Source organism: Streptomyces stelliscabiei (assembly GCF_014873495.1).
In the GTDB taxonomy this organism is placed as follows: Bacteria; Actinomycetota; Actinomycetes; order Streptomycetales; family Streptomycetaceae; genus Streptomyces; species Streptomyces bottropensis.
Window position 1 is genome coordinate 1117050 of record NZ_JADBGF010000001.1, and the last position, 17938, is coordinate 1134987.

17 protein-coding genes and 1 pseudogene are annotated in these 17938 nt (G+C 71.1%); 7 read left to right on the forward strand and 11 right to left on the reverse strand.

The annotated features are described in order from the left end of the window. Positions 1–54 precede the first annotated feature (54 nt). Both H4687_RS04860 and H4687_RS04865 read right to left on the reverse strand, forming a co-directional pair. Entirely contained in the window at positions 55–1308 is a 1254-nt protein-coding gene (locus H4687_RS04860) for an SLC13 family permease (protein WP_225966602.1), read from the reverse strand. 107 nt (positions 1309–1415) lie between these two features. Then, complete coding sequence (locus H4687_RS04865; RefSeq protein ID WP_097250984.1) at positions 1416–2534, reverse strand: PrpF domain-containing protein; 1119 nt, start codon at positions 2532–2534, stop codon at positions 1416–1418. A gap of 172 nt (positions 2535–2706) precedes the next feature. Between H4687_RS04865 and H4687_RS04870 the strand changes: the two genes are divergently transcribed. Together H4687_RS04870 and H4687_RS04875 are read left to right on the forward strand one after the other, a co-directional pair. Then, positions 2707–3660: a LysR family transcriptional regulator gene (locus tag H4687_RS04870; RefSeq protein ID WP_050399664.1), complete on the forward strand. Its 954-nt coding sequence runs from the start codon at positions 2707–2709 to the stop codon at positions 3658–3660. Positions 3661–3722: 62 nt separating this feature from the next. Next, positions 3723–4265, forward strand: a pseudogene (locus H4687_RS04875) (IS5 family transposase); the annotation flags it as partial. Here the strand turns inward: H4687_RS04875 and H4687_RS46205 are convergent. Beyond that, positions 4253–4432, reverse strand: coding sequence for a DUF6083 domain-containing protein (locus H4687_RS46205; protein WP_143685504.1), 180 nt, complete (start codon positions 4430–4432; stop codon positions 4253–4255). The pseudogene H4687_RS04875 and the gene H4687_RS46205 overlap by 13 nt on opposite strands. Before the next feature lie 157 nt (positions 4433–4589). Beyond that, entirely contained in the window at positions 4590–4853 is a 264-nt protein-coding gene (locus H4687_RS04880) for a helix-turn-helix transcriptional regulator (protein ID WP_046917150.1), read from the reverse strand. Between the two features lie 1253 nt (positions 4854–6106). Between H4687_RS04880 and H4687_RS04885 the strand changes: the two genes are divergently transcribed. The 4 genes from H4687_RS04885 (at position 6107) to H4687_RS04900 (ending at position 8027) form a co-directional block, all read left to right on the forward strand. Next, positions 6107–6319, forward strand: coding sequence for a hypothetical protein (locus H4687_RS04885; protein ID WP_046917149.1), 213 nt, complete (start codon positions 6107–6109; stop codon positions 6317–6319). An 81-nt stretch (positions 6320–6400) separates the two neighbouring features. Continuing rightward, positions 6401–7042, forward strand: a complete 642-nt coding sequence (locus H4687_RS04890; protein WP_046917148.1) for a type 2 periplasmic-binding domain-containing protein — start codon at positions 6401–6403, stop codon at positions 7040–7042. Between the two features lie 5 nt (positions 7043–7047). Then, positions 7048–7581 carry a hypothetical protein gene (locus H4687_RS04895; protein WP_225966603.1) on the forward strand — a complete coding sequence of 178 codons (534 nt, stop codon included), beginning with the start codon at positions 7048–7050 and terminating at the stop codon, positions 7579–7581. Continuing rightward, a complete protein-coding gene (locus H4687_RS04900) occupies positions 7515–8027 on the forward strand; it encodes a hypothetical protein (protein WP_046917147.1) in 513 nt (170 codons plus the stop codon). The genes H4687_RS04895 and H4687_RS04900 overlap by 67 nt, the downstream gene beginning before the upstream one ends. Positions 8028–8094: 67 nt before the next feature. On the opposite strand, the gene H4687_RS04905 is transcribed toward H4687_RS04900, so the two are convergent. Next, the gene (locus tag H4687_RS04905; protein WP_046917146.1) at positions 8095–9273 is read right to left on the reverse strand and encodes an acyl-CoA dehydrogenase family protein; all 1179 of its coding nucleotides are present in this window, start codon (positions 9271–9273) and stop codon (positions 8095–8097) included. A gap of 104 nt (positions 9274–9377) precedes the next feature. Further along, the gene (locus tag H4687_RS04910; protein WP_046917152.1) at positions 9378–9755 is read right to left on the reverse strand and encodes a ferredoxin; all 378 of its coding nucleotides are present in this window, start codon (positions 9753–9755) and stop codon (positions 9378–9380) included. A gap of 163 nt (positions 9756–9918) precedes the next feature. Between H4687_RS04910 and H4687_RS04915 the strand changes: the two genes are divergently transcribed. Next, positions 9919–10281 carry a DUF6479 family protein gene (locus H4687_RS04915; protein WP_046917145.1) on the forward strand — a complete coding sequence of 121 codons (363 nt, stop codon included), beginning with the start codon at positions 9919–9921 and terminating at the stop codon, positions 10279–10281. 119 nt (positions 10282–10400) lie between these two features. Here the strand turns inward: H4687_RS04915 and H4687_RS04920 are convergent, their stop codons facing one another. From H4687_RS04920 to H4687_RS04940, 5 genes are all read right to left on the reverse strand, one after another. Then, positions 10401–11591 carry a 4-hydroxybenzoate 3-monooxygenase gene (locus tag H4687_RS04920; protein ID WP_046914478.1) on the reverse strand — a complete coding sequence of 397 codons (1191 nt, stop codon included), beginning with the start codon at positions 11589–11591 and terminating at the stop codon, positions 10401–10403. Between the two features lie 187 nt (positions 11592–11778). Beyond that, complete coding sequence (locus H4687_RS04925) at positions 11779–12969, reverse strand: type III PLP-dependent enzyme (RefSeq protein WP_225966604.1); 1191 nt, start codon at positions 12967–12969, stop codon at positions 11779–11781. A gap of 14 nt (positions 12970–12983) precedes the next feature. Further along, the gene (locus H4687_RS04930) at positions 12984–14696 is read right to left on the reverse strand and encodes an IucA/IucC family protein (RefSeq protein ID WP_050399663.1); all 1713 of its coding nucleotides are present in this window, start codon (positions 14694–14696) and stop codon (positions 12984–12986) included. Positions 14697–14737: 41 nt separating this feature from the next. Continuing rightward, positions 14738–16552: an IucA/IucC family protein gene (locus H4687_RS04935; RefSeq protein ID WP_404819308.1), complete on the reverse strand. Its 1815-nt coding sequence runs from the start codon at positions 16550–16552 to the stop codon at positions 14738–14740. 35 nt (positions 16553–16587) lie between these two features. Beyond that, positions 16588–17778 (reverse strand): ATP-grasp domain-containing protein, encoded by a 1191-nt coding sequence (locus tag H4687_RS04940; RefSeq protein WP_046914483.1) that lies wholly within the window; start codon positions 17776–17778, stop codon positions 16588–16590. Positions 17779–17938: the final 160 nt, after the last annotated feature.

A 17938-nucleotide genomic window follows, 5' to 3' on the forward strand; every position in this document is an offset into this window, starting at 1 on the left:
CGCCGTGCGTGGTCCAGCTCGGCGCCCTCCGCTGTCCGTCGTCGGTCTTCTGCGCTATGACCAGGGCAGGACCAGGGCGCCCCAGGCGACGACGGGGCCGAGGGCGACGATTCCGCCGGTGTAGCCGATGACCTGGCGGTAGAAGCGGCGGGTGTCCACCCCACGGGCGTTGCTGAGGACGAGTGCTCCGTTGGTCGAGAAGGGAGAGGTGTCGACGATCGTCGTGGAGACGGCGAGCGCGGCGATCAGTCCGGCGCCGCTGAGGTGGCTGGAGAGCAGCAGCGGTACGGCGATGGGGATGATCGCTGTGAGGATCGCGGTGGAGGAGGCGAAGGCGGAGGTGATGGCCACGGTGAAGCACAGCAGCAGGGCGACGACGAGCGGGGCGCCCAGGTTGGCGGCATGTTCGGAGATCTCCTCGATGATGCCGGCCTTCTCCAGCATCGCGATGTACGTCATCATGCCCGCGACCAGAAGCAGGGTGGACCAGCTGACACCGTCCACGGCCTTCTCCTGCCGCTTCATGTCCACCAGGGCCAGCAGGGCGCCGGCAGCCAGCGCAAGGAAGCCGATCTCCAAGTGGAAGCCCAGCGCGCCGACCACGAGGGCCACCAGAGAGGCGAGGGTGAGCCCCTGCCGCCAATCGGGCCTGCCGGAGACGGCGACGTCCTCGTCGTCGGCTGCCTCAGCGGCGCCCTCGACCAGCGGGGCGGGACGCTTGGCGAGCAGGGCGTAGGTGAGGATCGAGAGCACCAGGTTGATCACGAAGCTGGCGCTGAACAGCGTCACCGCGGAGACCTGCAAATCGGTCTTGTCGACGAGGCCGAGCACCAGCGCACCGGAGACGGCCAGCGGGGAGAACGCGCCCGCGTGCCCGCCGCTGATCACCATCATGCCGACGACCAGCGGGTTGAGCTTGTAGCGGTAGGCGAAGTTCATGCCGATCGGCGCGAGGATCGCGACCGCGGCCGGGGTGAACGTACCGAACGCCGTCAGCAGGGCGGCCACCAGGAACAGCACCCAGGGGATGAGCTCGACCTTGCCGCGTACCAGCCGCACCCCGGCCGAGACGAGCCAGTCGATGGTGCCGTTGCGGCGGGCGACGGAGAACAGGTAGGTGACTCCGACGATGGTGACGAAGAGCTTCGCCGGGAACCCCTCGAAGATCTCGTCCTCGGTGAGGCCGAGCGAGGCGGTGCCGACCACGAAGGTCGCGACGAAGGCGAGGATGCCCAGGTTGATCGGCAGCACGGTACCGACCACGAACATCACCAGCAGGGCGCCTATGGAGATCATTTCAGCAGACATCTTTGTCCTTGGTGCGGTGGGGACGGGGTGGCGCGCCCCGAGGGCGCGAGGGTATCCCGGTGTGGACGGCTGGGAGCCGGCCTGACCGAGGTGATGTTCGTCGCGGCTCAGGCGGCTTGTGTGCTGCCTGCTTCCGGTACGTAGATTCGGGCGTCGGCGAGGAGACGGGCCGCGCGCTGCACGGTGACCCGGTGCGGCAGGCCGTCCCTGATGTCGGTGCAGCGGACCGCGACGACGCCGGCGGGCGTGCCGAGACGCAACCACTCGTCGGTCGGGCCCCCCGTGGTCCGGGAGACTACGGACCCCTCCAGCAGCCCGGCCGCCGCGGCGGCGACGGCAGAGGTCAGGCCGATCGCGGAGTGCGGGGCGTTCATGGTGAGCATGCGCACCGACACGTCGTAGTCCGCCGCGCCGATCGGTTCACCGAGGGTGGTGGTGTACGGGACCGGCGGGCCGACCAGGCCCACCTTGGGCACCGCGTCGCCCGGTTCCTCGCCCGGCTGGAGCAGCCCCATCAGGGGGGCGGCGGTATGACGGATGGTGCGCAGCCAGGGGACGTCTGCGCTCATCCGCTCCAGTGACTCGGCACCGGTACGCCCGGCACTGGCGGCGTCGACAAGGACGACCGGAGCTCCTGCGGTCACCATGCTCACGCGTACCGGCTCGGCGGCGCCGACCCGCAGGTCCTGGGCGGCCTGGCCGGTAGGGAGCAGTAAGGCAGTGGTACCGGCGGGGTTGCGGAAGGTGAGGCCGACCGCGACCCCGCCGGCACGGGTGCCGGGTACCGTCTGGCGGCCGAAGTGGTGCACCACGCCTCCGGGGGTGTCGACGGTCCCTTCGAGGACAGCGCCGGTATTGGTGTTGCGCATCACCACGCGCGTCCGGTCGCCGGTGACCGGAACCATTCCTTTGGTCACCGCGTACAGGGCGACGCCGGTGGCGCAGTTGCCGCAGTTGCTCGTCCACTCCACCGAGCCCGTCCCGATGCCGACTTGGGCGAACAGGTAGTCGACGTCGACGCCAGGCTGGGGTGAGGCGCTGACCACGGCCGCTTTCGAGGTGGTGGGGGTTGCCCCGCCCACCCCGTCCAGCTCCACGGGATCGGTGGCGCCGTACGCGGCGACCAGCAGCCTTTCGAGGGCGCCACGGTCGGTCGGGACTTCGACCTGGTTGAACAGCCAGCACTTGCTTGTGCCGCCACGCACCAGGGTCGCGGGAATGTGCACGTCTGAGGCTCTTTCTGGGGCAACGGAGGGGAGGGAGAAGGGCCGAGAAGCGGTTACGGGCTCATTGCGGGCCGGTGAACCGCTCGGCGATTGCGGAGACCTTCGCAGAGGCATGACTTCGGAACAATCGCAGTTCGCTTCACCTGGGTTTAGCTCAGCTAAAGTCGACGGCATGCTCAACGTGCGCCGTCTGCTGCTGCTCACCGAGGCCACCGAACGCGGCTCACTCACCGCGGCGGCGGAAGCCCTCGGCATGACCACCTCCGCCGCCTCCCAGCAGATGTCCCTGCTGGAGCAGGAGGCGGGGCAGCCCCTCATCGAGCGGCTGCCCCGCGGTATCCGCCCCACCCCGGCGGGTGCCGCGCTGGCCGAACGCGGTCAGGCCATCCGCCTGGAACTCCGTGCCGCCCAGGCCGACCTGGACTCCTTCACCGCCCTCGACCAGGGCACCTTGCGGCTCGGTTCCTTCCCCACGGCGAGCGCGTCCCTGCTGCCGCTGGCGCTCACGCGTTTCCGACGCCGCCACGCAGGCATCCGCATCGAGGTACGCGCCGGAGTCCTCGCGAAGCTCAGGGAGATGCTGCACACCGGCGAGGTGGAGCAGGGGCTGCTCTGGGACTACGAATGGAACCGACTCGACGATCCGGCGCTCGCCCTCACTCACCTGCTGGACGACCCCACCGTGCTGGTCGTCCCTGCCGACTCGCCTCTGCGTACACATCCCTCCGTGCGCCTCGGTGACCTCGCCGAGCAGGAGTGGATCATCCGCGCCGACAACCATCCCGTCGCCGACGTCCTGCGCCGTAGCTGTCGCCAGGCGGGATTCGAGCCGCGCATCGCCTACTCATCGCACGACTACCAGGAGGCGCAGGCCATGGTCGCCGCCGGTCTCGGCATCGCGCTCGCACCCCGCCTGGCCCTCACCAGCCGACGCAGCGACGTACGCCTCCTGCCGTTCGCCTCCGACGTCCCGGCTCCCACCCGCCGCATCCTCCTCGCCCGCGCCGCGGCACGCCCCGCCACCCCACCCGCCCAGGCGATGGCCCGCGTCCTGCGCACGGTGGCGCAGCGATTCACCGCCCCAGACCTGCACCGGGCCCAGCTCGGGGCGGTCCGGCGGGGCTGACGGTGCGCCAAAGAGCTGCGCCCCCAGCCAAGCCGCGAGTTGCCTTGCTTACCTGAAGCGCTCTTGACCGACTGCGAGTCGACGTGGGAAGCGGAAGACCGTCAGCCACGGCCGTCAGGGCGGCCCGGCGCGGCCCAAAAGCGGGCCCAGCCCGGTCGACCGCGCACGGCCGGGCAGCAAGCACCACGTCCTCACCGACGGCCAGGGCATCCCGCTCGCGGTGTCGCTGACCGGCGGAAACCGCAACGACATCACCCAGCTGATCCCGCTGCTGGACACAGGTCCCGGCCGTGGCCGGTGTCGTCGGCCGGCCACGGCGCAGGCCCGACGCGCTCCTGGCCGACCGCGGCTACGACCACGACAAGTACCGCCGACTGCTCCGGGCCCGCGGCATCCGCCCGGTCATCGCCGAACGAGGCCAGCCACACGGCTCCGGCCTGGGCATCTTCCGTTACGTGGTCGAGCGGACGATCGACTGGCTGCACGGCTTCCGCCGACTGCGCATCCGCTGGGAACGACGCGACGACATCCACGAAGCGCTCCTCGGCCTCGCCACCTGTCTGATCACCCACCGCCACGTCCAACGCCTTTGTCAGGACCTCTGAGTGCGGTGGTACCACTCGATTCGGTTGCCGCAGTCCCGGCAGCGGTCACTCTGACCGCATCGCACGAGACGACTGGCGCTGTCGTTGCTTACGCATAGGGAACGCCTCACGCGGACATGGACGCGGCTGCCATCCCAGCGGTGCGGAAAAGGGGGTGTGGAGTGCATACGGCGAATCTGTCAGCCGACACGCCGTCCAGCCGTCGCCAGTACCGTAGGTGTCCCCCGAAGTGTCGCATCTGGTGAGACTGGCTTTCGAAGATGCGATTGTGCGTTCACGTGGAGTCACCCGTTCGAGCGTTGGTCAACGTCGCCCTGAAAGCGGTCAGTCGTCGGATTGCCCGGGAGGCTCGTGTCCGCTGCACAGGGTGGCGAAGAGGTCGTCGACAGGGGGGCTCAGGGCGTGCGCGAGGGCGTGCCAGGATTTCAGAGTCCCGACCGTGCGGCCCTGCTCAATCTCGATGAGAGTCCCTCTGGCGAGCCCACTACGGGCGGCGAGCTCGTCATGACTCCATCCTCGGGCCGCCCGCAGGCGCGCGAGCTCCAGGCGGAGCGCCTCGAAGTCCGGATCGGGCGGAAAGATCGTCACCCGACCATCCGACGGGGCAGACCCCTGCCCTGTCAGTGCAGACCTCTGCCCTATTTCTCCAGGTCGCAGCGCGGGCGCGAGGGCAGAGGTCTGCACTACCGTGTGCGGCCGTCGCTCTCTTGAGCAGACGACGAGCGCGGAAGCAGAATTAGGAGGAGCGCGCGCCCTATGAGGCTTTGCACAACACGCCCGGCAGCGCGGCATGCCTGGACTGTGGAGCTGCGGCCAGGTTCTGGCAGGCCGCAGCTTGTGTGTCAGCAGTGCGACCACCGGGGCGTGCTGCTCGCCGACGTATCCGCGCGCTCCGCAGCGCTCGAGCATCTGGCCGGACATGCCCGGCGCGACGCCCTGCCGTCATACATGCGCACCTGCGAGTGCCACGAGCGGGGTTGCCGTTGGCATCCCCGTCACCGCGGCTGTGCCGGCCCCGTCCGTCTGCTCCTCGCCGGCGAGCGGGGAGGACGGCTCTGGCGTCTTGCCGACGCCTGTACGGCCTGCGCGTCGATGACGGCGCAGGCCGCCGTGGTTCCGGAAACCTTCCTGCGTGTGGCCGTGGCATCGTCAGGCGGACCCTCGCGGCGTCGGCAACGACGATCCAGAGGGCCGGGCGACCAGATTCGCGTGCGGGAGATGCTCAGCTACTTGGCCGCAGCCCTCCCGAGCCACACGGGGGCCGCAACCCGGCTGCTGGCCGTGCAGTGTGCACTGCGCATGGACTCCAAGGGGGAGGTCCGGCTGCCGACCGGGGTCCTGCGCAGTCTTCGCCTTGGCCCCAATCCGCTCCCGTGGTGTGAGCTGGAGCGGGCCCGGTGGCTCCGCAGAACGCCAGCCGCCCCGGGCTCTAACGCCAGTATGGCAGGCGCCCACATCCTCGACGGCGTGTCGTTTACTCAGAGCCCCGCACGTCCAGACCGTAGGAGCGCTGCCGACTGGGCGCTGCGTATGGGGGCGAGGTGGCTGTGTGGAAGTCGACGACCCGTCTCTGCGGCTGACCGCCCTCTGCCTTGCGGCGCACACCGACTTCTCAACGGGTCGCGGGTGTGCCGACATGGACCGGATCGCGCGTGAGTGTGGACTCGTTCCTGAGGCTCTGTTCCCCGTGCTCGACCAATTGGCCAACTTCCTGGCCTCCTGGAGCATGGCCCTCGCTTCAGGAGATCTGCACTGGGAGCTCTTGCCGAAGGGGAGGCAGAAGCAGCGGTCAGCCAGCCGATCCGACGCTGTCACGAATCCCGAGAGCTGAGGCGACCGGCTTGGGAATCGACCCGTTACATCTCAGCAGACCGGTCGCCGATCGCCTCGCGGAGATCGGCGCCCTCGACTACCTGTACGACGGACGCTTCACACCCTGCGACCTGCTGCGGCAGATCGCCGCACTCCACGAGGCCTTCTTCACGCGTTCCGCGGGCAAAGGCCAACTGCGACATCCCGCACCAGGCGCCCTTCACCGCGTGCGCTGCCCCTAATCTCTCAGGACATCACCTCGCCAGCCATATGACCGAATGGACGATCAGCGTCTACAGACGGGAGGAAGCGCCCGGGACCTCATGGAGACGGTCCGCGAGGTGATCCATGAGGACCTCGATGACGAGTTCGACAAGCTCACCATCGAGGTCGAAGGCCGGCGCCGCGCCGTGCTCGTACGCTTCGCCGACCCGATCACCCACACCCGGATGGTGCTCCAGGCGATCGAGGACACCGATGTGGTTTTCGCTCGTACGGTCCGGCTCTTGAAGCACTGGAACTGCACGCACAGCAAGCCGATGTGCTCCTGGAACATCAAGGCCCTCTGCCTGGGGTGCCTCGAGGAGCCCATGCCGCCTATCAACGCGCTGCAGATCTTCTTCACTTACGCGGCGGACGAGATTGACAAGGGGCAGACGCCCGACCCGGCTGGTGTGGCCGGCCCGATCCCGCTCAACATGCCGCGTCGGGATGTGCACAAGCGGCTGCACACCGCCAAAGAGTACATCGACCTCGCGATCGAGCATGAGAAGGCCGGGCGCCCGCTCAGTGCGCAGCACGCGCTGCACCAGGTGCTCCCGGAGCTCGTGCCGGACGCGGACGGCACACCGGAGGAGGCCGCGCGCCTCGCCCGGACCGTCCTCGCGGGCGGTACGGCCGCCTCAGGACTGGGGCTCGCCACCCTGCTGGGCACGTCGACCCGGCCCCGGGCCTGGGGAGACTGACCGCCATGCCCCTTTGGTACGGGGTCCAGCCGTCATGGTGGGCACCGCTCGAACGGGACGCCCGGCAACACTTCGGCGACGCGCTCCAACACACCTACGACCGAGAGTCGTTGACGTACGAACTCACCGGCCTCGACGTCATAGGCGAACCCGACCCCATCGACGTCCAGATCCGCTTCCACTCGAACCCGCCCTACCCCACCTACGGCCAGCGGCCCGAGGACTTCCCCCGCGTGCACGCCAAGCCCGGAGTCCCGTCAAAGCACCGATACAGGTTCGACGACGCCCTCTGCCTCTGGTACCCGCTCGACCCGGCAGAGCAACGCTGGACGAGTTCGAAAGGGCTACTGGACCTCATCGAGACAGTCCGCACACACTTGTTCCTCAAACACTACTGGCGGCTCACCGGCGGTGAGCAGGGCGGCCAGTGGCTCGTAGAGGATGCGCCTCACGGCATGCCGGAGAGTGATGCGTGGCGGTCATCGCGGCGGCACAAGCGACGGACGGCGGCTGGACCTGGGCCCAGACCGCCGCACTGATTGTCCCCTTCATCGCCCTCTTCGGCGCCTTCTTGACGTACGCCCTCAACCAACGGGCCGTACGCAAAGAACGTCGGGCCAAGACCTTCGCGGAAGCCCTGACAGCGGTCGAGGAGTACCTGGAAATGCCGTACCGCATACGACGACGCCCCAAATCCTCCTCCACCGTACGGCAACAGCTCACCGACGAGGTCAGCGGCCTACTGGCCCGGATGGCATTCCACCAGGCGTGGCTCCAGATCGAGGCATCGGCGGTCGCGGGCCCCTACGCGACGCTTGTGGCCACGGCCACGGCCAGGGCGGAGGCCGGGGCACAGATGCGCCTCGCCTGGGATCAGCCGCCGATCACCACGGACAGCGGCATGAACCTCGGGGTGCCGTATCCGCGGGACCGATCAAACGCCGCTCGAGCCGAGTGCATTGAGGTGATGCGCAGTCACCTTTGAGAACGCCGTGATCTTGGTGACAACTATCCCTCTTTTGTGCCAACTATGAATCCTCGTCACAAGGCGGCTAGCGTCGCACCCTGGGCATCCCGAGGCCGATCCACGAGATGATCTCGCGCTGGATCTCGTTGTTGCCCCCGCCGAACGTGAAGATGACGGCCGAGCGGTAGCCGCGTTCGAGTTCGCCGTGCAGGACGGTGCCCGCGGAGCCCTCCTTGAGCGCGCCGGCGGCGGCGACGATCTCCATGAGCCAGGCGTAGGCGTCACGGCGGGCCTCGGAGCCGTAGACCTTGACGGCGGAGGCGTCCTGCGGGGTGAGGGTGCCCTCCTGGAGGGCGCTGACCATGCGCCAGTTGAGGAGTTTGAGGGCGTCGAGCCTGGTGTGGGTCTGGGCGAGGCGGCGACGGACCCAGGGCAGGTCGATGACGCGGCGGCCGTCGGCGAGCTTGGTCTCCATGGCCCAGCGCTGGACGTTGTGCAGCGAGCGGATGGCCATGGTGCCGTGGGCGGCGAGGGTGACGCGCTCGTGGTTGAGCTGGTTGGTGATCAGCCGCCAGCCCTTGTTCTCCTCACCCACGCGGCGGGAGACGGGGACGCGGATGTTCTCGTAGTAGCTGGCGGTGGTGTCGTGCGAGGCGAGAGTGTTGATGAGGGTGCAGGAGTAGCCGGGTTCCGTGGTGGGGACGAGGAGCATCGTGATGCCCTTGTGGGGCGGGGCGTCGGGGTCGGTGCGCACCGCGAGCCACACCCAGTCGGCCGTGTCGCCGTTGGTGGTCCAGATCTTCTGTCCGTTGACGACGTAGTGGTCGCCGTCCCGGATCGCGCGGGTCTTCAGCGCGGCCAGGTCGGTACCGGCGTCGGGCTCGCTGTAGCCGATGGCGAAGTCGAGCTCGCCGGACAGGATCCGCGGCAGGAAGTACGACTTCTGTTCCTCGGTGCCGAACTGCATGATCGTCGGGCCGACCGTGTTGAGCGCCATCAGCGGCAGCGGAACGCCCGCCTGGGCGGCCTCGTCGAAGAAGATGAACTGCTCGATCGCGGTCAGGCCGCGTCCGCCGTACTCCTCCGGCCAGCCCACGCCGAGCCAGCCGTCGGCGCCGAGGCGGCGGATGGTCGCACGGTAGAAGCGCTTCTGCGCCGCCGGGTCGGCATGCCGGGTGTAGGCGCCCTCCGGAACCAACTCGGCGAAGTAGGCGCGCAGTTCGGTGCGCAACCGCTGTTGCTCGGGCGTGTATTCGAGGTGCACGGCGCCTCCAGGCTCCCCAAGGCCGACCTGACGGCGCACACGCTAGAACGTGTTCCAGTAAGGGGGAAGAGCGGAGGCGGGGGCCATTTCCGGCACCCGGGGGCTCAGCGGAGGGTGGTGAGGAAGTCCGTGCAGGCCTGGGCGCACTCTCGGCAGGCCTTGGCACCGTCGTGGGCCCCGGGAGAATCGTCGAAGACGCGTGCGCACTCCAGGGCGACGGTGCGGCACCACTCCACCTGGAGGCGGATGCCCGCTTCGTCGAGGTTGGCCTCCTCCGAGAGCGCCCGGCACGTGGCGTCGCACACCTCCGCGCACATGATGCCCTTGCGGCGCATCTTCTCCTGGGCCTCGGGCCCGTCGGGATCGGCGAGGCTCGCCCGTAGCGCGCACGCCCGCGCGCATTCGGTGCACGCCTGCGCACAGGCGAAGCGGTCCTCGAGGAATTGGATGAGTTCCTGCTGGGATGTCGTCGTCGTGGTCACCCCGGGCGGGTAGCCGGTGCCCCTCGCGCCAAACACGGGCCGCCGGGATCCGCCCGGCACGCGGTTCGGGGGGTTCCGTTTCCGGGAGTCCGGACAGGGCACCCGGGCACGAGCCGTTCGAAGCGGACCGGTTCACTCGACATATTGGGGGTATTCATCCCTTATGAACATGGAATGGACTGATATAGCCGCAGAACGAAGCGTACTGGCCGGTGCCGCCCCGTTCGTGGCAGGCCTCGTGGTGGTCGCCATGCTCATCGGCGCCCTGTGGCTGGGCGCCCGCGTACGCGCTCGTGAGCCGCGCCGACCGCGCCCCGACGAGCAGCCCCGGATCCCCGAGGGCGGCCCCGTCCGTGAGGAGCAGCTGAACCGCGAGCCCGACGAGATCCCCCAGAGCGACCGCCGGCTGACGCCCTACGAGGTGCACGGCAGCCAGGGGACCCGGCCGAGCCCGGACAAGAAGCGGCCCCGCTGGAGCAAGAACAGCAGCGGCGGCTTCGGCAGCGGCGGCCTGGGCGCGCACTGACGGTCCACAGCGAACGCCGAGGGGCGTGGCGTCGAACAGATTCGTTCGACGCCACGCCCCTCGGCGTTCGCGCGGTCGCGCCGGGCGATGTCCACCGCCGAGCGCTCACCACCGCCCGGTCAGGAATCGGCCTCCAGCGACAGCCCCGTGTAGTTCTCCGCCAGTTCGGCCGCCGCGTGGCGCGAGGTGGCGACCCGGTCGAGCTGCGAGAGCTGGAGCCTGGTCTCGAACGGGGACTGGTCAGGGTCCGCGTGCAGGGTCGTGGTCATGAAGTAGGAGAAGTGCTCGGCCCGCCAGACCCGGCGCAGACAGGTGTCCGAGTAGGCGTCGAGCAGCTCGGTCGAGCCGGTCTCCCTGAGCCGGGCGAAGGCGCGGGCCAGCACGATGACGTCGGTGGCGGCCAGGTTCAGCCCCTTGGCCCCGGTGGGCGGCACGATGTGCGCGGCGTCGCCGGCCAGGAAGACCCGGCCGTAGCGCATCGGCTCCGTGACGTGGCTGCGCATCGGGAGGACGGCCTTGGAGGTGACGGGCCCGCGCTTGAGCCGCCAGCCGGGTTGTGCGGTGAGCGCGAGGCGGGCGTCCAGCTCGTCCCAGATGCGCTCGTCGGACCAGTCGGCCGGGTCCGTGCCGTTCGGGACCTGGAGGTAGAGGCGGCTCACGGACGGCGACCGCATGCTCGCCAGCGCGAAGCCGCGCTCGGAGTGGGCGTAGATCAGCTCGTCGTAGACGGGCGGGGCGTCGGCGAGGATGCCCAGCCAGGAGTAGGGATAGGTCCGCTCGTACGTCGTTCGCACGCCGGCCGGGACGGCGTCGCGGGCCACGCCGTGGAAGCCGTCGCAGCCGACCACGTAGTCGCAGGTCAGGGTCTGCTCGCGGCCCCCGTGGGTGTAACGGATCGAGGGGCGGTCGCTGTCGGCGCCCTCCACCGCGTGCACCTCGGCCTCGAACAGCAGGGGTCCGCCGCCGGTGAGCTGGAGGGCGATGAGGTCCTTGACGACCTCGGTCTGGGCGTAGACCCACACCCGGCGCCCGCCGGTCAGCTCGGGGAAGTCGACGCGGTGGGCGCGGCCGTCGAAGCGCAGTTCGATGCCGTCGTGAGGGATGCCCTCGGCGTCCAGCCGGGCCCCCGCGCCGGCCGAGCGCAGTACGTCGACGGTGGCCTGCTCCAGGATTCCGGCACGCTGACGCTGCTCGACGTAGGCGCGGTCCTTGCGTTCCAGAACCACACTGTCGATTCCCGCGTTGTGCAGCAGACGGGCCAGCAGCAGCCCCGCCGGGCCGCCGCCGATGATGCCGACAGTGGTGTGCATTGAGTACTCCTCGTCGTTGAGGACGAGCCGCGTCCCGTCCCCGGGTCCCGAGCTTGTTCGCCAGGTGAAATTTGCTTCACTATGTTGTGCGCATGAGTCTGCGCCCGGCCTGCCCGCCTGTCAACGGTCCACACTCCACCAGAGGGTCCGGGCGGGCGATCGGGTTCCCTGGCGGGGCGAACGGGAGTCAGGCGACGAAGTGGAAACCCGGGTGCGGATGCATCAGGAAGTCGTGGTGCGAGATGTTCCAGGCGTAGGCGCCCGCGAGGGCGAAGGCGACCCGGTCCCCCGCCCGCAGCCCCGGCGCGTGCACCCGGCGCGCGAGGAGGTCCTTCGGCGTGCACAGCTGCCCGGCGAGGCTGACGCGCTCCCCCTGTGCCGCCGGGCGCGGCCACGGGTGCGGCCACCGCGCCACCGGCAGCACCGAGCACGGCTGGTCGTGGCCCTTGGTCGCCGGGGTGCGCAGATGGTGGGTGCCGCCCCTGACCACGGCGAACTCCTCGCCGTGGCTGCGCTTCACGTCGAGCACCTCGGTGGCGTACCAGCCGCAGTAGGCCGTCAGGGCCCGCCCGGGTTCGATGCGCAGTGTCAGTTCCGGGTACGTGTCGGCGAGCCGGGCGAGGCCTTCGCCGTACTGCTTCCAGTCGAATCGGCTCTCGGGGCGCGTGTAGTCGACGGCCATGCCGCCGCCGACGTTCACCTCGCGCGGCGGTACGTCCAGTGTCGTCGCCCATTCCACGATCGAGCGGGCGAGGAGGAGCAGTTCGGGGGCGTCGAGCCCGCTCGCCAGGTGGGCGTGGACGCCCAGCGGTTCGAGGTGCGGGTAGGTGCCGTCGGTGAGCGGGCGCAGTACGTCCGCCGCCCGGGTCGGGTCCAGGCCGAACGGGGTGGGCCGGCCGCCCATCGCGAGTGAGCTGCCCGCGAGCGAGCCGTCCGCCACCGCGAGGTTGAAGCGGAGCAGGACCCCGACGGGCCCGGCCGGTGCCACCCGGCGTGCCAGCTCGCCGAGCGTCCGCAGCTCGTGCTCGCTCTCGACGTGGAAGCGCGCGACGCCCCGCTCCAGCGCTGCCCGGATCTCGTCCGGGGTCTTGCCGGGGCCGCCGAAGGCCAGCGCTCTGTCCGGTACGGCCCGCGCCACGTGGGCGAGTTCACCGCCGGAGGACACCTCGTAGCCGTCGACGTACGGACCGAGCGCGGCCAGGATCTCCGGCTCGGGGTTGGCCTTGGCCGCGTAGTACAGCTCGACCCGGTCGGGGAGGGCGGCACGCACCTGCGCGGCGTGGTCGCGCAGCGCCGTCAGGTCGTACACGTAGGCGGGGAGTCCGGTAGGCGGCAGGGACAGGACACGGTCGCGTACGGCGGGGGTGGGCAGGGTCATCGACGGCTCCTGGTTCATCGGGCGCCCCGGCGCAGGACGTCCTCGGCGAGGGGGGAGGGCAGGCGGACGTAGCCGGCCTCGCGGTCGGCCCTGCGCTCCCAGCGGGTGAGCAGATTGGCCTTGGCGGGGAGCGGGGCCCCGGCGAGGAGGGCGGAGAGAGGGGGCGGGCAGCCCTCCTCGTCGGCGTGGGCCCGCAGGGTCGCGCGAACGGCCGCCCACAGGTCGCGCTCGGTCCCGGGGTGCAGGTCGGCGAGGGCGGCGAGGAGCTCGGCGACGTGGTTGACGAGGAGGCAGTACACGACGCGGTCCCAGCCGCGCCGGGCGTCGTACGACATCGGGCCGGCGACCTCGGGCGGGAGGGCCGCGAGGGCGTCGGTGTGGTGGTCGGGGACGAGCTTGGCGCCCTCCAGGTCGCGGAAGAGGACCTGGGCGGGCATGCCGTCGGTGTCGACGCAGACGAGGACGTTCTGGAGGTGGGGTTCGAGGACGAGCCCGTGGTCGAAGTAGGCGGCGAGGACCGGCGGCAGGAGGAGGCGGAGGTAGGACTTCCACCAGGTCAGGGCGGTCTCGGGGCCCGTGCCGGCGAGAAGGCGGGAGATGTGGGCGGCGCTGGTCGGGTACTCGTCGGCGACGGCGGCCGCGAGCAGCGGGGTGGTGCCGGGCAGCAGGCGCCGGGACAGGCCTTCGCGGACGATCACACCGAAGCCTTCGAGGAGGGCCCGGTCGGTGGTGCCGTCGGGGCCGGGGACGGCGAGGCTGCGGTAGGCGGGTTCGCGGAGCATCGCGCTGCCGGGGAAGCGGCTCTCCAGGTCGGTGAGGACCGGGGCGAGGAGGCGGGTGAGGGCGACGGCGCCGGAGAGTTCGTAACTGGCGTTCTTGCGCACGCAGTTGGTGATGCGGACGTTGAGGCTGAACTTCAGGAAGGCGTCACCGTCGAAGAGGGTGCGGACGGAGGCGGTGGCCGCGTACTCCCGGCCGCCGGGGCCCAGGTCGAGGATGTCGCCGCGGCCCAGCGCCTCACGCAGCAGCCGGTGCCCGCGCAGCATCTCGTACTGCCAGGGGTGGGCGGGCAGCGGGCGGTAGCCCCCGGGGACGTCGCCGAGGTCCCCGTCGAGCACGGCGGTGGCCCCCGCCTCGGCGCTCTCCTCGGCGATGAGGTGCTCGCGGACGGCGAGGCGGCGCAGCGGGAAGGAGGCACCGGCCTCGGGGGCGTACGACTGCCATGCCTCGGTGGCGCCGGTGCGGGCCTTGGGAGTGGGGTGGAAGCGGTGGCCGAACAGCAGGGACTGCTCGGAGGCGAGGTAGTCCGGGCGCCCGGGCGGGAGGTGCGCGCCGGTCTCGCGGGCGCTGAGCGTGGTGGCGAGGGTGCGGTGACTGGAGTCGACCTGCTGCAGGAACTCGGGGTTGCGGACGCCGGTGCGCAGGGACAGTTCGTCGTGCGTGTACTCGGCGAGGCGGCGCCAGTCCAGCCGCGTCCATCCGGCGTCGGACCGCTCGTGGACGGGGCCGGTGAAGCGGTGGGCACCCAGCAGGGAGGTGCGGCGCAGGGCCACCCGGAGGAGGAGGCCGCGGCGGGGCAGGCGCAGCAGGAGGTGGCCGTCACTGACGGCGGTCTGGTGTTCGGGGCCGGAGACCTCGCGCAGCAGACAGTTCAGGAGGGTGTGGGCGACGGCGTCGTCGGCGGTGGGGAGGTGGGTGGTACCGAGCGAGTCGGTGAGCGGGGGCATGCGGTGGCTCCAGCGGGTACACGGACGTGGGGGCGGGGCGGTCACTCCGGCGGCGACGGCGAGGGCCTGAGCAGGTAGTTGGGGCCGGTGGTGTAGTGCTTGTTGATGTCGGCGGCGCCCGACCGCTCCTTGCTCAGCAGGGTCCCGGCGGTCACCATCGCCTTCACCGGCAGCTCGGGGGCGTACAGCACCCGCGCGCGCAGTACGGCCGCCGCGTCACCGCCGAGGCGGTCGACGGCCTCGGCGAGCCGGTTGCGTACGAGGCTCAGCAGTTCCGGCAGCGGGGCGCGGCCGTGCCGGGCGAGGCCGAACGCGTAGGCCCCGGCGCACAGGTGGACCGTGATGGTGGTGAAGACATCGGTCACCGCGCGGTCGTCGGGGGTGAAGGTGCGGGCGTCGTCGAAGCCCCAGGTGCCGCCGTCCTCCCCTTCGCGGGCGCCGAACGCGGCGGCCAGGCGGACGCGGTCGACGCGCGGGCCGTCGTTGTCCTTCAGCAGCAGCCGCAGGTCGCCGGGGGCGGGGCCGAGGACCAGGGAGACGTTCTGCTGGTGCGACTCCAGCGCGATGCCGTAGCCGAAGAGCGTGGTCTGCCAGTCGAACAGCAGGGTGAGCACGGCGTCCAGCAGCGCGATCGGGTCACCGCCGTGGAAGCGGTCGGCGAGGTGGTCGAGGACCAGTCGCCCGCCGGGTGCCGGGGCGAGGAGGGCGGCCATGGGGACGACGGCCGCGTCGTCGAGGTCCGCCGGGTGGCGGCGGCACAGTACGGCGAGCATCTCGTGACCGGCGTGCGCGTACACCGACTCGTCGGCGTGCAGCACCCGGCCGCGGAAGCGGGGCTCGCGGTCGGTCACCGCCGCCAGCAGCCGCTGTCCGGCGGCGCCGTCGGCGAGCGTGCCGGGCTTGATGGACCGCTTGTTGCGCAGGCCCAGGGTGGCGGTCGCCAGCGGCAGTTTGAGGTGCAGCGCGGGAGTGGCGGCCGGGGCGACCGTACGCATCGACAGGGTGGGGACGACCGAGAGGTACGGCCGGTCGGCGAGTACGGCACGGTCGGCGAGTCCAGCCTCGCGCAGGGCCGCGTCGAGGGGCGCGCCGACGGTCGACGGGTGGACGGGCAGGGTGACATGGGTGTGGTCGAGGCCGGCGAGACCGAGCCCGGAGGGGGTGGGCCAGCCGTCCGGGAGATCCCCGGTCACGGAGACGGACTCCCGGGGCAGGGCGAGCCACCGGAGGGGGAAGCTCGGGTGGAACTCCGGTGCGTAGAGCCGCAGTTGTTCCTCGTCGAGGCCGGAGCGGCCGCGTGCGGTCGGGTAGACCGGGTGGTCGAGTCGTGCGGCGAGGGTGTCGTAGGCGAGGCCGGCGCGCGGGCCCGTCCAGTCGGCGGGGTCGGCGCCGTACAGGTCGGTGAGGCCGTCGGCGACCTCCTGCGCCGTCGCCTCGTGCAGCAGCATCGTGGCGAGGGCCTGGCGGCACTCCTCGGCGAAGGCGTCGAAGCCGGCGCGGTCGACGGGCTCGGCGAGGTCGCGCAGCGCGGCGAGGACGGAGCCGCAGGTGACGAGGCGCGTGCCGTCCGACTCCCGGACGAGCAGGGGCAGTCGGGCGGCGTGCGTGTGCTGGAAACCGTCCTCGGTGACGGGCATCAGGAGGGCGTCGGCACCGGCTGACAGGCGGAGCCAGGGGCCGTCGGGGTGGTGGACGGGGGTGCTGCGGGAGCGCAGGCCGACGACGTCCTCGCGGAGCAGGGCGCCGAGCACGCGGGTGAGGAGTTCGGCTTCGACGGTGTGCGTGGGCGCGTCGGCGGCGGGAGCGTGACCGCTCCCGGAAGCGGCGGGCGCGTGCTCGGTGGCGGCGGGCGCCAGGTGGGTGGCGGCGGGCGTGAGGGGGACGGCGGTGTTCAAGGCTGGATCTCCCAGCGCTGGGCGGCGAGGAAGTCCGCCGCGACCCGGTCGACGGTCTCCTGGGAGGTGCCGGTGGCGTGGAGGACACCGAGGTAGTCGCGGTTGGTCCGGTACAGGTCGTGGTGCTCGCCGGTCCGGCGCAGCGGACGGTACGTCAGCTGCACGCCGTCGACGTCGAGTTCGGTCGGGCCGGGCGCGGCGACGAGGGTGCCGGCCCGGTCGGCGCAGGGGTAGTCCAGGCGGGCCGCGCCGACGCGTCCGACGCCCAGGTCGGCGGGCAGTGGCTCGCCGAGGTGGGTACGGAGGATGTGGTCGAAGAGCGGCAGGCCGAGGAGCCGCGCGAGCAGCAGGTCGCACTGGTCGCCGATGGCACGGTAGTTGACCTCGATGATGCGGGCCCGGCCGTCGTGGACCACGAACTCGGTGTGGCAGGCACCGAACCCGACGCCGAGCGCGTCGAGTTGGGCGAGGATCTGCGCGACGACCGGTTCGGGGTGGGCCGGCACGAAGGTCAGCCGCTCCTCGACGAAGTACGGCAGCGGGGACAGTGTGGTGTGGAAGCCGCCGATGACATGGCGGACCCGGCCGTCGCCGAGGGTCTCCAGGGTGTACAGCTCGCCGGGCAGGTACTCCTCGACGACGAGGGCGGCGCCCGGACGCCGGGCCAGGATCTCCTTGCCGCGGGCCACGAGGTCCCCCGCGCCGGTCACGAGCACGACGTCCTCGCTGGCGACTCCCTCGCGGGGTTTGACGACACAGGGATAGGGGGCGTCGGCGACGAGCGGGCCGGTGAGGCCGGCCGGGTCACCGACCTCGGCGGACCAGACGGTGTCCACGCCGGAGGCGGCCAGACGGCGGCGCATCTCGCCCTTGTCCTTCGCGCGCAGGGTGGCCCGCCAGTCCTTGCCGGGGAGTCCGAAGTAGTGGGCGGCCAGGGCGGCCTGGGTCTGCAGGTGGTCGCTGTTGGTGAAGACCGCGTCGGGCCGGTGATGGGTGGAGATCCGGGTGACGACGGCACGGTGGTCCCGTACGTCGCACTCCAGGACCTCGGTCTCTGGGTACGCGGCGCGATGGGCGTCGGGCTGGTCGGTGAGGACGGTGACGTGCAGGCCGAGCCGGGCCGCGGCGGGCAGGAAGCCCTCGGTGACGGAGTCGGTGGGGTTGAGGGCGAGCAGGTACAGACGCATCGGGTGGTGCACAACTTCCGCTAGCGGGTGAGGTGTCGGCGGGGCGGGCCCGTCTCGCGGTGGGGGCCGCCCCGGGCACGCGTGAGTCACTGCTCGGACAGCCGTACGCCGGTGGTCCTCGGAACGGCGGCGGGCCTCTCCCGGCCTGCCGGGCCGCCCG